Source organism: Geobacter psychrophilus (assembly GCF_056821595.1).
In genome coordinates this window covers 784,460-796,626 of sequence record NZ_JBXDTU010000004.1, presented here as the reverse complement: position 1 = coordinate 796,626, position 12,167 = coordinate 784,460, and the positions used below count along the sequence as shown (strand labels likewise).

Annotated in this window: 14 protein-coding genes and 1 riboswitch; of the genes, 9 read left to right on the top strand and 5 right to left on the bottom strand. The window is 55.3% G+C overall.

The window, feature by feature from the left end; genetic code table 11:
• Positions 1 to 5: 5 nt before the first annotated feature.
• Positions 6 to 539, bottom strand: coding sequence for a bifunctional adenosylcobinamide kinase/adenosylcobinamide-phosphate guanylyltransferase (gene cobU, locus ACOCF6_RS05890; protein ID WP_482459464.1), 534 nt, complete (start codon positions 537 to 539; stop codon positions 6 to 8).
• 197 nt (positions 540 to 736) lie between these two features.
• Positions 737 to 927: riboswitch (cobalamin riboswitch) on the bottom strand.
• Positions 928 to 1,114: 187 nt separating this feature from the next.
• Here cobU and groES point away from each other — a divergent pair.
• The 8 genes from groES to ACOCF6_RS05850 all read left to right on the top strand — a co-directional run bounded on the left by groES (position 1,115) and on the right by ACOCF6_RS05850 (position 7,473).
• Positions 1,115 to 1,402, top strand: coding sequence for a co-chaperone GroES (gene groES, locus ACOCF6_RS05885; RefSeq protein WP_482459463.1), 288 nt, complete (start codon positions 1,115 to 1,117; stop codon positions 1,400 to 1,402).
• 73 nt (positions 1,403 to 1,475) lie between these two features.
• Positions 1,476 to 3,125 carry a chaperonin GroEL gene (gene groL / locus ACOCF6_RS05880; RefSeq protein WP_482459462.1) on the top strand — a complete coding sequence of 550 codons (1,650 nt, stop codon included), beginning with the start codon at positions 1,476 to 1,478 and terminating at the stop codon, positions 3,123 to 3,125.
• Positions 3,126 to 3,381: 256 nt separating this feature from the next.
• A complete protein-coding gene (locus ACOCF6_RS05875; RefSeq protein WP_482459461.1) occupies positions 3,382 to 3,699 on the top strand; it encodes a cupin domain-containing protein in 318 nt (105 codons plus the stop codon).
• A 2-nt stretch (positions 3,700 to 3,701) separates the two neighbouring features.
• Complete coding sequence (gene hemH, locus ACOCF6_RS05870) at positions 3,702 to 4,655, top strand: ferrochelatase (RefSeq protein WP_482459460.1); 954 nt, start codon at positions 3,702 to 3,704, stop codon at positions 4,653 to 4,655.
• 158 nt (positions 4,656 to 4,813) lie between these two features.
• Positions 4,814 to 5,386 carry a peptidylprolyl isomerase gene (locus tag ACOCF6_RS05865; protein ID WP_482459459.1) on the top strand — a complete coding sequence of 191 codons (573 nt, stop codon included), beginning with the start codon at positions 4,814 to 4,816 and terminating at the stop codon, positions 5,384 to 5,386.
• Positions 5,387 to 5,394: 8 nt separating this feature from the next.
• Positions 5,395 to 6,048, top strand: coding sequence for a lactate utilization protein (locus ACOCF6_RS05860; RefSeq protein WP_482459458.1), 654 nt, complete (start codon positions 5,395 to 5,397; stop codon positions 6,046 to 6,048).
• Between the two features lie 88 nt (positions 6,049 to 6,136).
• Positions 6,137 to 6,865 (top strand): ComF family protein, encoded by a 729-nt coding sequence (locus ACOCF6_RS05855; protein WP_482459457.1) that lies wholly within the window; start codon positions 6,137 to 6,139, stop codon positions 6,863 to 6,865.
• Positions 6,866 to 6,996: 131 nt separating this feature from the next.
• Positions 6,997 to 7,473 (top strand): RrF2 family transcriptional regulator, encoded by a 477-nt coding sequence (locus tag ACOCF6_RS05850; protein WP_482459456.1) that lies wholly within the window; start codon positions 6,997 to 6,999, stop codon positions 7,471 to 7,473.
• A gap of 56 nt (positions 7,474 to 7,529) precedes the next feature.
• On the opposite strand, the gene ACOCF6_RS05845 is transcribed toward ACOCF6_RS05850, so the two are convergent.
• From ACOCF6_RS05845 to ACOCF6_RS05835, 3 genes are read right to left on the bottom strand one after another with little or no spacing between them, the layout of a single operon-like run.
• Positions 7,530 to 8,009: an NADH-quinone oxidoreductase subunit B family protein gene (locus ACOCF6_RS05845; RefSeq protein ID WP_482459455.1), complete on the bottom strand. Its 480-nt coding sequence runs from the start codon at positions 8,007 to 8,009 to the stop codon at positions 7,530 to 7,532.
• Positions 8,006 to 8,710 carry a bidirectional hydrogenase complex protein HoxU gene (gene hoxU / locus ACOCF6_RS05840; RefSeq protein ID WP_482459454.1) on the bottom strand — a complete coding sequence of 235 codons (705 nt, stop codon included), beginning with the start codon at positions 8,708 to 8,710 and terminating at the stop codon, positions 8,006 to 8,008. Before hoxU ends, ACOCF6_RS05845 begins: the two co-directional genes overlap by 4 nt.
• The gene (locus ACOCF6_RS05835; protein WP_482459453.1) at positions 8,707 to 10,572 is read right to left on the bottom strand and encodes an NAD(P)H-dependent oxidoreductase subunit E; all 1,866 of its coding nucleotides are present in this window, start codon (positions 10,570 to 10,572) and stop codon (positions 8,707 to 8,709) included. Before ACOCF6_RS05835 ends, hoxU begins: the two co-directional genes overlap by 4 nt.
• A 139-nt stretch (positions 10,573 to 10,711) precedes the next feature.
• On the opposite strand from ACOCF6_RS05835, the gene ACOCF6_RS05830 reads away from it, so the two are divergent.
• Positions 10,712 to 11,629 (top strand): GGDEF domain-containing protein, encoded by a 918-nt coding sequence (locus ACOCF6_RS05830; protein WP_482459452.1) that lies wholly within the window; start codon positions 10,712 to 10,714, stop codon positions 11,627 to 11,629.
• A 50-nt stretch (positions 11,630 to 11,679) separates the two neighbouring features.
• On the opposite strand, the gene ACOCF6_RS05825 is transcribed toward ACOCF6_RS05830, so the two are convergent.
• A complete protein-coding gene (locus ACOCF6_RS05825) occupies positions 11,680 to 12,129 on the bottom strand; it encodes an N-acetyltransferase (RefSeq protein WP_482459451.1) in 450 nt (149 codons plus the stop codon).
• Positions 12,130 to 12,167 lie beyond the last annotated feature (38 nt).

Genomic DNA, 12,167 nt, shown 5'->3' with positions numbered 1-12,167 from the left:
TTCCTTTATTTCAATTTCAGCGGAATTCCGCTGGCCACCAGCCAGGCCTCGTTGGCGGCAGTCGCCACGATCTGGTTGGCCTGCCCGGCGATATCACGGAAGATGCGACCCAGGCGATGATCCGGTACGATGCCCATGCCGACCTCGTTGGAGACAATGATGGTCGGGGTGGTCATGCCGCGCAGGGTTGTAGCGAGTCGTTGCACATCATCCATGATCCGTGATTCCGTTTCTTCGCCCAGGTCTTCGTAGAGCAACAGCAGGTTGGAGAGCCAGAGCGTCAGGCAATCCACCAGGATAGCGTTGAACATGCCATCATTTGCAGCCAGGGCCTGAGCCAGGTGCAACGGTTCTTCAATTGTATGCCAGGTATCGCCACGGCGCTGCTGGTGCTTTCGGATGCGCTGGCCCATCTCGTCATCCAGTGACTGGGCCGTAGCCAGATAGCAGAGCGGCGCACCGTAACTGATCGCCATTTCTTCTGCAACCTTGCTTTTGCCGCTGCGGGTACCGCCGGTAATGAAAATTGTCCGGGACATAGAGTGTCTCCTTCTTCTGAATCTATTGCACTAACCCTGCTGCGCAGGATAAGTGCGCTAACGAAATCATTATCTGCTTAAAGACAGCAGAAAATGATTTCTAACTCACTAAAAAAGCCCCTGTCCTGGTCGGAAGGGGCTCGAAATCGTGGGTGGTAGATGCACTCCGGTTCCGGCCCCTCGTTCCACGGAGGTCCCAAAACAGCATCGGTATGGCAGGTTTCCTGGCTCGGGGATCAGCCCTTCTTCGCGCCTTCCCAGGTATCCCCAGTGGCATTGAGCGAAGTCGGTACTCCCTTACAGTTGCGGGACAGCGAGGGAGTTACACCCTCTTCCCTTTTAACCGCGCTCCGGATATGAGCGCGGCACCAGACCGGTAATAACAGATTTGTTGTCTTGTAACAGCCATCCATCCAAAAGTCAAAATGAAAACCATCGCGGTTTTTTTTCAGATACCCCTTGATTTTTGAATGACCGCTGTTTATATTCCCATCACGTTAGCACTCAGTGGATTCGAGTGCTAAATTCATCTCGACTTTACAAAAGAAGTCACCATACGAAAGGAGTAGGACAACATGAATTTGAGACCACTGCAGGATCGTATCATCGTCAAGAGAGTCGAAGAAGAGAGCAAAACCGCCGGGGGACTTTTTATCCCCGAAACCGCAAAAGAGAAACCGCAACGCGGCGAGATCGTGGCCGTTGGCAATGGTAAAAAGACCGAAGACGGCAAGGTCCTCCCCCTGGATGTTAAAGTTGGCGATACTGTGCTGTTCGGCAAATATGCCGGTACAGAGATCAAGGTAGACGGCGACGATTACCTGATGATGCGCGAAGACGACATTTTAGCGGTCGTTGAATAGGAAACGGTTTTTCTCATTTCTTAAGTTGAACCATATACATATCAAACCAATTATATAATGGAGGAATACCAGAATGGGTGCAAAGATCATCAAGTTTGACCAGGAAGGGCGCAATGCCATCCTGAAGGGCGTAAATATCCTCGCCGATACCGTTAAAGTTACCCTCGGTCCCAAAGGCCGCAATGTTGTTATCGACAAATCCTACGGCGCACCGCTGATCACAAAAGACGGCGTAACCGTTGCCAAAGAGATCGAACTGGAAGACAAGTTCGAAAACATGGGCGCACAACTGGTCAAGGAAGTTGCTTCCAAGACCTCCGACGTTGCCGGTGACGGCACCACGACTGCTACTGTTCTGGCCCAGGCCATTTACAAGCAGGGTTCCAAACTGGTGGCTGCAGGCCACAACCCGATGGAGATCAAGCGCGGTATCGACCAGGCTGTAGAAGCCATCGTTGCTGAACTCAAGAAAATCTCCAAACCGATCAAGGACCACAAAGAAATCGCCCAGGTCGGCACCATCTCTGCCAACAACGACAAGACCATCGGCGACATCATCGCTGAGGCCATGGAGAAGGTCGGCAAGGAAGGCGTCATCACCGTGGAAGAAGCCAAGTCCATGGAAACCAGCCTCGAAACCGTAGAAGGTATGCAGTTTGACCGCGGCTACCTCTCCCCTTACTTCGTGACTGATCCTGAGCGCATGGAAGCTACCCTTGAAAATGCACTGATCCTGATCCACGACAAGAAGATCTCCAATATGAAGGACCTGCTCCCGGTTCTGGAGCAGAGCGCCAAGTCCGGCCGCCCGCTGTTGATCATCGCTGAAGACATCGACGGCGAAGCCCTGGCTACCCTGGTAGTCAACAAGCTGCGCGGCGTGCTGAACGTTGCTGCTGTCAAGGCTCCTGGCTTCGGCGATCGCCGCAAGGCCATGCTGGAAGATATCGCAGTACTGACCGGTGGACAGGTGATCTCCGAGGAGGTCGGCTTCAAACTCGACCAGACTACTACGGACATGCTCGGCACAGCCAAGCGCATCACCATTGACAAGGACAACACCACCATCATCGATGGCGGCGGCAAGGAAGATGCAATCTCCGGTCGCGTCAAGATGATCCGCGCCCAGGTTGAAGAAACCTCCAGCGATTACGACAAGGAAAAACTCCAGGAACGTCTTGCCAAGCTGGTTGGCGGCGTGGCCGTTATCAAGGTCGGTGCAGCTACCGAAGTTGAGATGAAAGAGAAAAAGGCCCGCGTGGAAGATGCTCTGCATGCAACCCGTGCAGCTGTTGACGAGGGCATCGTCCCTGGCGGCGGTGTAGCTTACATCCGCGCTCTGACAGCTCTGGACGGTCTGAAACTGGTAGCTGAGCAGCAGTTCGGCGTCAACGTGGTCAGGGCCTCCCTAGAGGCACCTATCCGTCAGATCGCCGAGAACGCCGGCATCGACGCCTCCATCGTTGTGGACAAGGTCAAGAACGGCAAGGATGCCTTCGGCTACAATGCCGCCGACGACACCTACGTCGACATGCTGAAGGCCGGCATCATCGATCCGACCAAGGTTTCACGTTATGCGCTGCAGAATGCATCCTCCATCGCAGGCCTGATGCTGACCACTGAAGCACTGATCGCCGAGAAGCCGAAGGAAGACGGCGGCGGTATGGGCGGCGGAATGCCTGGTGGTATGGGCGGCATGGGCGGAATGGGCGGCATGATGTAGTCGAAAACGTCTCTTTTCCTCCCTGGCTGCGGAATTCTTCGAATTTGCTTGTGCGGCGTACCGAAGGGTACGCCTCCGCGCAACTTCTCGACTTCCTGCCCAGGAAGAAAAATAGATCGTTTTCAGCAGCAGCTCATTTTCATGACAAAAGGCCGGAGGCGATATGCTTCCGGCCTTTTTGTGCAAAAACAGTTGCCAGTCATGCGTTGTACCCCTACTATGGAGATGTACGAAAGATGCTACAGAGGAGGATGGTATGGAATTGATCGGAAATGCACTTACCTTGAGTGACCTGGTGGCCTACAATGAAGGCTCGGTGGTCAGCAAGACCTTGATCGACAAGAAGATCGGTACCGTGACGATATTTTCCTTTGGCGCCGGGCAGGGTCTGAGCGAACACACGGTGCCCTATGACGCCTTTGTGCAGATTGTGGACGGCGAAGCAGAAGTTACGATCAATGGCGAACCGCATACTGTTGCCGCCGGGCAGATGATTATCATGCCGGCCAATATCCCCCATGAACTGAAGGCAGTGAAGCCCTTTAAGATGCTGCTTGTCATGATCCGGGCCTGATTATGTCAGATAAAACCGCTGTGCTGCTGTTTCAGATGGGTGGTCCGGATTCCCTGGAAGCCGTGGAGCCGTTCCTGTATAACCTGTTTTCGGACCGGGACATCATCAAAATCGGACCGGCATTTCTGCAGCCCTTCATCGCCCGGATGATCGTTAAGCGCCGCGCCCCAAAGAGCGCCGCCAATTACCGGGATATCGGCGGGAAATCACCCTTGCGTGCGTTGACCGAGCAGCAGGCGGTTGAGCTTGAGAAAATGCTGGGAGATGAGTACCGCTGTTTTGTGGCCATGCGCTACTGGCATCCCTTCACCGAAGAGGCCCTGTCTGCTATCCGTCAGTCGGGGATCAGTCGTGTTATAGCACTTTCGTTGTATCCCCACTTCTCCCGGGCCACATCAGGTTCCAGTTTCAATGCGCTGGAAAAATGCCTGGCCACGTTAAAGATCCGCCCAGAGGTCTCCTGCATCCGCCAGTTCTATGACCACCCACTCTATATTCAGGCTCTAACAGAAAAGATCGAACAGGGACTGTCAGGATTTCCGGACCGTTCCAGGGTGCAGCTCTTTTTTTCGGCCCATTCCCTGCCCCAATCGTTTATCAAGGATGGTGATCCCTATCTAGATCACATTCAGGCCACAGTCAGGCTGGTCATGGAGCACTTCGAGGGGGTTGCCCACCACCTGGCCTTCCAGTCACGGGCCGGCCCGGTAAAATGGTTGGAACCTTCTACTCAGGACAAGTTGAAGGAGCTTGCCGCCCAGGGGCACAGGGAGATTTTGATGGTGCCGCTTTCGTTTGTTTCCGACCATATCGAAACGCTGCATGAAATCGATATTGAGTATCGCGAAGAAGCGCACAAGCTGGGTATAACGGATTTCAGGCGGATGGAATCCCTTAACAGCTCACCGACTTTTATCACCTGTTTGGCTGACCTGGTTCGATCCGTAGAAAAATGATGCCAGGTTCGCAAGTTATCTCAAATTCAGCGCGCCCAGTCGATAGGCTGCTGTTCCGCAAAGGTTGATTTCGCTGCCGTGATGGCGTATATATTTCTGATCTCCCGGTGCTCGCAGAGTACCAGGAGAATTCACTCATCCAGATCGAAGGAGACTGTATGTTCAAAAGAATCATGGTTGTTATCGCTGCAGTATGTCTGTCCGCCGGAATCGCCTGCGCTGAAGGCAAAAAGAATCCTGTCGTGGAGATGGAGACAACTCTGGGAAAGATCAAGATTGAGCTGTTCGAAAAAGAGGCCCCCATCAGTGTCAAAAACTTTCTTGATTATGCCAATAGCGGCTTTTTCTCTGACACCATATTTCATCGCGTTATTCCGGGCTTCATGATTCAGGGCGGCGGTTTTACCGCTGACCGCAAGCAGAAACCCACCAAAGCAGCTATTAAGAACGAAGCTGCCAACGGACTGAAGAATGATCGCGGAACGCTCTCCATGGCCCGTACATCGGCCCCGGACAGCGCAACCGCCCAGTTTTTCATCAATGTCGTGGATAACGCGATGCTGAATCGACCGAATCCCGACGGCGCCGGATATGCTGTCTTTGGCAAGGTCACCGAGGGAATGGATGTCGTTGACAAGATTGTCAATGTAAAGACCCAGAATGTGAATATGGTCTTTCAAAATATGCCGGTTCAGCCGGTGTTTATAAAGTCCGTCAAGCTCTTGAAATAGGGGGAGTCATGACTCAGGCAAATGATCTGGTCTTCTGGGCACATGAGCAGAAGTGTCTTAAGGCGGTGGCTTCTCTGGTCAAAAACGGTTTTGACGCCATGTATTGTGCTACGCCGCAGGAGGGCTTCGACAGGATCATCACTGAGGCCGATGATGCCGGCAGTGTGGGGTTTGGCGGTTCCATGTCTGTCAGCGGGTTACAGGTAGAGGACCGCTTGCGTGAAATGGGCAAGGAGATTCTGAATCATGGGAACCCGGCCCTTTCCCGCGATGAAAAGATGGCTATCATGCGTCGTCAGTTGACCTGCGATCTGTTTCTAACTGGTACGAATGCACTGACGCTTTCCGGTGAACTGGTCAATATCGATGCTACCGGCAACCGGGTGGCAGCCATGTTCTTCGGCCCGCGCAAGGTAATTGTGGTGGCCGGTCGCAACAAACTGGTGGACGGAACGGCCCAGGATGCCATCAATCGAGTCAAAAACTGGGCCACACCGCCCAATGCCAGGCGCCTCAACTTCAAAACCCCCTGCGCCAGCACAGGGTTCTGCAGCGACTGCAATTCACCTGACCGGCTTTGTCGTGTTACGACTATCATAGACCGGAAGCCGAGATTCACAGATGTGAAGGTAATAGTGGTTAATGCCGATCTTGGATTCTGAGAGCTGCCAGAAATATCTGTTCAAAAAAGAGTATATGACTCAGGTTGTATGCTCTTTTCTTTTAACAACTGCGTTTCCGTGAGAGAGCATGGAATTTAAGCCGTTCCTGCATGCCGCCCTTGATTTCCTCTTCCCGCCGCTTTGCCACGTCTGCCGTACGTTTATTCCCGATGCAGGTCCACTGCATATCTGCTCAGCCTGTCGCGAACGGATGCCGTCGATTGTCTCACCTCTGTGCGTAATGTGCGGGATCCCGTTCACCGGTGCCGGCGAAGATCATGCCTGCGGCAGTTGTATCACGTCGCGCCACTATGTGGACGCGGCTCGGGCAGCCCTTGTCTACGACGGCGTTGGCCGTGATCTGATCCATTCCTTCAAATACCGCAACAAGACCCATCTGCGCAGGCCGCTGGCGCTTCTGACAATCGAGGTGCTTTCAGGGTTTGTCCGTTTGCGGGCACCTGAACTGATTTTGCCGGTTCCGCTGCATCGCAGAAGGGTGCGCAGCCGCGGTTTTAATCAGGCGCTTCTGCTCGCCGAGCTTTTTTCATCCCACTGGCAGATACCGCTTGATCGCCACAATCTGCGCCGAATCCGCTGGACCGAACCTCAGGTTAACCTTTCGGCATGTGACCGACGGGCCAATGTGAAAGGCGCTTTTTTCATTCAGAATTCGGACCGGGTACAGGGTCGTCGGGTGCTGCTGGTGGATGATGTGCTGACAACCGGCAGCACGGTCGAGGAATGTGCACGAATGCTAAAGAACAGCGGTGCCGCCGAGGTGGCGGTTATCACTGTTGCCAGGGCACTTGTGTAATGCGGTCAGAAAATACGTAATAACGTTACAATATGTGTGTAGAAATGGTTGATTTTGGCGTGTTTTTTGTTGACAGCGCCGGTGTGTTACAGTAATCATTTGCATACCTAATAGATGTATCGGGAGGAACCATGCGCCTTTCAACAAAAAGCCGGTACGGACTTCGTGCCTTGTTTGATATTGCCTATAATTGCGGGGACAAGCCGTCCCAGATTCAGGATATTTCACGTCGTCAGCAGATTTCACCACGTTACCTTGAGCAGATATTCCAGAATCTCAAGCGTGCCGGCATTCTCAAGAGCAAGCGTGGTCCGCAGGGGGGCTACTGCCTGGCAAAGAAGCCTGACGAGATCACTGTTCTGGAGATCCTTAACGCCACCGAACAGGATGTACTGCTGGTTGAATGTGCCGGTGCAACCACCAAGAAACGCAAACGCAAGATCGAGTGTCCGTTTGAAGGGAATTGTGTCACCCAGACCGTCTGGGAAGAGGCCAGTACGATGCTGAATGAACTGTTTGGGAACATGACCCTGCAGACCCTCTGTCAGCGCGGTCAGGATATGGGGATCAAGAAAGAGATGGACCCCCGGATCATGTACTATATCTGAGACCACCATTTTACGTATCTAGTACAGAATAGAGCGCCCTTCGGGGCGTTTTTTCGTCAGGCGGGTTTCAGGCGCAAAACGATCGCTTGTCTGATCAGTGCCGGGTCCGGCGGGCATCCGGGTACAAAGGCGTCCACCCGGATGACCTGGTGCAACGGCAGGGCGCGTTCTTCAAGCCGGGGCAATCCCGGTTTCCGATCATCTGTTTCATATGATCTCTCCAGGGTCGCTGCGAGTCCGGACGGATTGCGCAGGGCGCTCACATTTCCGTTGACGGCGCAATCCCCCAGACTGATCACAACCCCCGACCGCTGTCGAATGATCTGGGCCATCTCCCGATTGTCCTCATTGGCCACAGCCCCCTCGACCAGAACAATATCAACCCCGTCGGGATATTCCTTGATGTCCATCAGCGGCGAGTACACCAGCTCACACAGGGCCAGAACCTCCAGCAGTCCCTGATGCATGTTGAGCAGGCTCATGTGGCAGCCGGAACAGCCCGAGAGCCAGACGGTAGCCAGTCTGGTAGCGTTCATCCGGTCCTCCTGCCGCGCCATGCCACAAGCCTTTCCAGGCAGTGTGTGCCTTTGCGGGTTTTTTCAGCACCCTTTTCGAACAGGGCGCCGGTCGGGCAGGCCTGGACACATTTGCCGCAATCAGTGCAGGTTGCGCTGTTTCCCCAGGGTTCCGCCAGGTCGCTGATGATTCTGCTGTCTGCCCCCCGACCGCTCACATCCCAGGTGTGGGCCCCCTCAATCTCGTCGCACACCCGTATACAGCGGCGGCAGAGGATACAGCGGTTGTGATCGATGCCGAAGCGCGTCTGCGTGATGTCAACTGTCGTCTGCGGCGCGATAAAATCATAGCGCACATGATCTATCCCCAGGAGTTTTGCCAGGGATTGGAGTTCGCAATTACCGTCCATCACACAGACCGGGCAGGTATGGTTGCGTTCCGCCAGGAGCAGTTCGACAATCTTCCGGCGTGTTTTCAGGATATGCTCCGATTCAGTTGTGACCACCATCCCCTGCTCTGCGAGGGTGGCACAGGCCGGCAGCGGACGGGGATATCCCTGGACCTCGACAATGCAGACCCTACAGGCCCCGATCGGCGCAAGCGCCGGAAAATTGCAGAGGGTCGGTATGGCGATCGCATGCTGCTGCGCCACCTGCAGCAGGGTCTGCCCGCTGTGTCCCGAGACGGGACTGTTGTTGATGGTCAGGCTGATCCGTTTCATGATTCAGCCCCCTGGCTGCAGACGCCTGCCGGACAGCGGCCTTCCCGGATGTGGTCCAGGTATTCGTCGCGGTACCAGTGCAAGGTGCTCAGGACCGGCGTGGGCGCCGCCATGCCGAGCCCGCAGAGGCTGGTGTCCTGCATCAGATAGCACAGTTCTTCCAGTTGCTGAAGATCGCCCTCATCTCCATGCCCGCTACCGATCCTGTCCAGAATGCGAAGCGCCTGAAGTGTTCCGGCCCGGCAGGGGGTGCATTTTCCGCAGCTTTCATCACAACAGAACTGCATGAAAAAACGGGCCACATCCACCATGCAGCGTGTATCGTTGAGTATGACAACTCCTCCGGAACCCATGATGGTCCCGATATCCCTGAGCGACTCGTAGTCTATCGGTAGATCGATATGACTGGCAGGGATACAGCCGCCGCTGGCGCCACCGGTTTGGGCGGCCTTGAATCCCCCCCCCGTGACACCGCCCGCCAGTGTCAGCAGATCACGCACTGTTGTTCCCAGCGGCACCTCGACCACTCCGACCCTGGCGACGTCCCCGGAGATGGAGAATACCTTGGTGCCGCGGTTGCCGGGAGTACCGTGTGCCCGGAACGGCTCGACGCCATCCCCGATGATCGCGGCGATGCTGCCGAAGGTCTCCACGTTGTTGATCAGGGTGGCGTGCCCCCACAGCCCTTTTTGGGCGGGGTAGGGGGGGCGGATGACCGGTTGGCCGCGCCGGCCCATGATGGAGGCCATCAGGGCGGTCTCCTCTCCGCAGACGAAGGCGCCGGCCCCGATTCTCACCCTGACGCTGAAGGTAAAACCTGTTCCGAACAGATGGCGTCCCAGCACGCCGGCTCTTTCGGCCTGTTCGATGGCCTCGCGCAGGCGGCGGGCGGCCAGCGGGTATTCGCCGCGGACATACACAAATCCGGCCGCGGCACCGACGGCATAACCGGCGATTGCCATGCCTTCCAGCACACGATGGGGATCGCATTCCATGAGAGTCCGGTCCATGAAGGCCCCCGGATCTCCCTCATCACCGTTGGCCACAACAAACTTTCGTTTCCCGCGGGCGGTCCTGACCATGTCCCATTTCCTGCCGGTCGGATAGCCCGCTCCACCGCGTCCCCGCAGGCCGCTGGCTGTGATCTGCCTGCAGACCTCCTCCGGTGTCAGTGTCTGCAGGGCCCGGGCCAGTGCGGCGTATGCCCCTGCTGCCCGTGCCGTGCTGATGTCTTCAGGTTCTCTGTCGGAACTGTTTTTGAGAACGATGCGAACGAGAGGGTCGCCGTAGATATCTACCGGGGAGGGCGCTTTTCCCGGGTCAGGTTCTGCGGTCACATCATTCTGAAGCAGCCTGATGGTCCGATCACGGTTCATATGGGCATGAGAGCTGGATGAGTCGCCTTTTTGCTCGATCCTGACCAGGGGGGCCATGCCGCAGGCCCCCAGACAGCGGACCTGCTCCAGAGTCAGTTCTCCATCGGCAGTTGTGGCGCCGCACCCAACACTGAAGTGCTTTTCCAGTTCATGCAGCAGCCGGGAACCACCCTGCAGGTGACAGGATGTACCGGTACAGATCGTGCATATTTTATGTCCGGTGGGTTTCAGCCGAAAACTGTGATAAAAGCTGGCCACGCCGTACACAAGACTGGGGGGCAGCTTCAGATCTTCGGCTATCCGGCCCAGCAGAGGCCGGTCCAGCCAGCCGTAGCGCTGTTGTGCAGTATGAAGGATCTCGATCAGCGCATCCGGTTCGTGCCCCCACTTCATCTGCAACGCTTCCCTGTCTGGGTCCGGAGCAGGAATTTCCAGGCCATTGTCTGCGTCAAAGGACGCACTATGCCGTGTTATCTTGCTGTTCATGCCATAAGCATACCACCGGACGGGATAGTGACAAGGAGCCTTCGGACTCATACTGTGCATAACGTACCGCTGACTTCCTCGTTGCAATCGTTCATTCGGCACACATACTGGATATAATACTCACCGTGGAGGGTTGTAAATGCTGGAAACAGTCGATTTTTATCGTGAAATTCTTGACAACCTGTACGATGGGATTTTCTTTGTAGATACGGATGGTCGTATTACCTTCTGGAACAGGGGCTCGGCCAATCTGACCGGCTACAGTGCGGCAGATGTTGTCGGCAGAAATTACTGCGACATCTTCAAACCGCTGGACAAACATGGAAAAAACCTCTGCGAAAGCAGCACCGGCCCGATCCGCATGGTGCTTGAATCATGTGCGGTGAGCGAGGTTGAAGCGTATGTGTGCCATAAGGAAGGACACCTGCTGCCGATTTCCATCAGAGTCGCGCCGGTTCGGGAGGTTGATCAGCATTTTGTGGTAGCGGTAGAGATTCACAGCAGCAATTCCCCCCGCTATGCCATGCGTCAACGCCTGGAAGAGCTGCAGGAAATGGCCATGCATGATCCCTTGACCGGTATTGCCAACCGCCGCTTTGTCGAGATAAGTCTGGCGGCCCGGCTTGAAGAGCTCCGGCGCTACGGATTCCCGTTTGCACTGCTGTTTACGGATGTTGATAATTTCAAGCCGATCAACGACACCTACGGCCACACGGTCGGTGATCGCATCCTCAAGATGATCAGCGCCACCCTGGCCCACAGTCTGCGTTCTTTTGACGTGATCGGCCGCTGGGGAGGAGAAGAGTTTGTTACACTGCTGGTAAATATCCGGCCGGAGGATCTGTTTGCCCTGTCTGACCGATTGCGCCGGCTGGTGGAGAAATCGCAGTTGACTATCGAGAATGGAAAGGTGCTCGGGGTTACTGTCTCGATCGGTGCCACCGTAGCCAGGGTCGGGGATACGATAGAGGCGCTGGTCGAGCGGGCCGACAAGCTGATGTTTGAGAGCAAGCGGCGGGGCCGGAATCAGGTTTCGATTGAGCTGCAGGAAGGCTAGGAGAGCGGCAGTATACGAACGGATAAGGCCGGCATAGCCGGCCTTATCCGTTACAGGTCCAGAATCATGGCGTTCTCGTCGCAGTCGGGAAACTTGACGCACTTGATGCAGTCACCCCAGACTTTGTGGGGCAATTCAGATTTGTCTACCAGATGGAAGCCGTGTTTGCCGAAGAAATCCGGTTTGTAGGTCAGGCAGAAGATACGTTTCAGGCCGATTTCGCGTGCTTCGGCAATACAGGCCTGGACGAGCTGGCTGCCGATGCCTTTGCGTCCGGACTCCTCGGTCACTGCTACGGAGCGGACCTCGGCCAGATCATCCCAGACGATATGCAGCGCCGCTGTTCCCAAGATGGTTCCACCTTCTTCGAATACGTAGAAATCACGCAGGGATTCATATATTTCCGATAACGAGCGCGAAAGCATGTCGCCCCGGCTGGCAAAGGTAATCAGAAGTTTCTGGATTTCCTTGACATCATTGATCTGTGCCTTGCGGATCATGTTCAGTTCAGTTCCTTTCCATCAATTAGTGAAAAAAA

What these genes read in the sequence shown, in the direction of transcription:
- cobU (WP_482459464.1), bottom strand. Translation starts at nt 539, where the DNA reads ATGTCCCGGACAATTTTCATTACCGGCGGTACCCGCAGCGGCAAAAGC.
- groES (WP_482459463.1), top strand. Translation starts at nt 1,115, where the DNA reads ATGAATTTGAGACCACTGCAGGATCGTATCATCGTCAAGAGAGTCGAA.
- groL (WP_482459462.1), top strand. Translation starts at nt 1,476, where the DNA reads ATGGGTGCAAAGATCATCAAGTTTGACCAGGAAGGGCGCAATGCCATC.
- ACOCF6_RS05875 (WP_482459461.1), top strand. Translation starts at nt 3,382, where the DNA reads ATGGAATTGATCGGAAATGCACTTACCTTGAGTGACCTGGTGGCCTAC.
- hemH (WP_482459460.1), top strand. Translation starts at nt 3,702, where the DNA reads ATGTCAGATAAAACCGCTGTGCTGCTGTTTCAGATGGGTGGTCCGGAT.
- ACOCF6_RS05865 (WP_482459459.1), top strand. Translation starts at nt 4,814, where the DNA reads ATGTTCAAAAGAATCATGGTTGTTATCGCTGCAGTATGTCTGTCCGCC.
- ACOCF6_RS05860 (WP_482459458.1), top strand. Translation starts at nt 5,395, where the DNA reads ATGACTCAGGCAAATGATCTGGTCTTCTGGGCACATGAGCAGAAGTGT.
- ACOCF6_RS05855 (WP_482459457.1), top strand. Translation starts at nt 6,137, where the DNA reads ATGGAATTTAAGCCGTTCCTGCATGCCGCCCTTGATTTCCTCTTCCCG.
- ACOCF6_RS05850 (WP_482459456.1), top strand. Translation starts at nt 6,997, where the DNA reads ATGCGCCTTTCAACAAAAAGCCGGTACGGACTTCGTGCCTTGTTTGAT.
- ACOCF6_RS05845 (WP_482459455.1), bottom strand. Translation starts at nt 8,009, where the DNA reads ATGAACGCTACCAGACTGGCTACCGTCTGGCTCTCGGGCTGTTCCGGC.
- hoxU (WP_482459454.1), bottom strand. Translation starts at nt 8,710, where the DNA reads ATGAAACGGATCAGCCTGACCATCAACAACAGTCCCGTCTCGGGACAC.
- ACOCF6_RS05835 (WP_482459453.1), bottom strand. Translation starts at nt 10,572, where the DNA reads ATGAACAGCAAGATAACACGGCATAGTGCGTCCTTTGACGCAGACAAT.
- ACOCF6_RS05830 (WP_482459452.1), top strand. Translation starts at nt 10,712, where the DNA reads ATGCTGGAAACAGTCGATTTTTATCGTGAAATTCTTGACAACCTGTAC.
- ACOCF6_RS05825 (WP_482459451.1), bottom strand. Translation starts at nt 12,129, where the DNA reads ATGATCCGCAAGGCACAGATCAATGATGTCAAGGAAATCCAGAAACTT.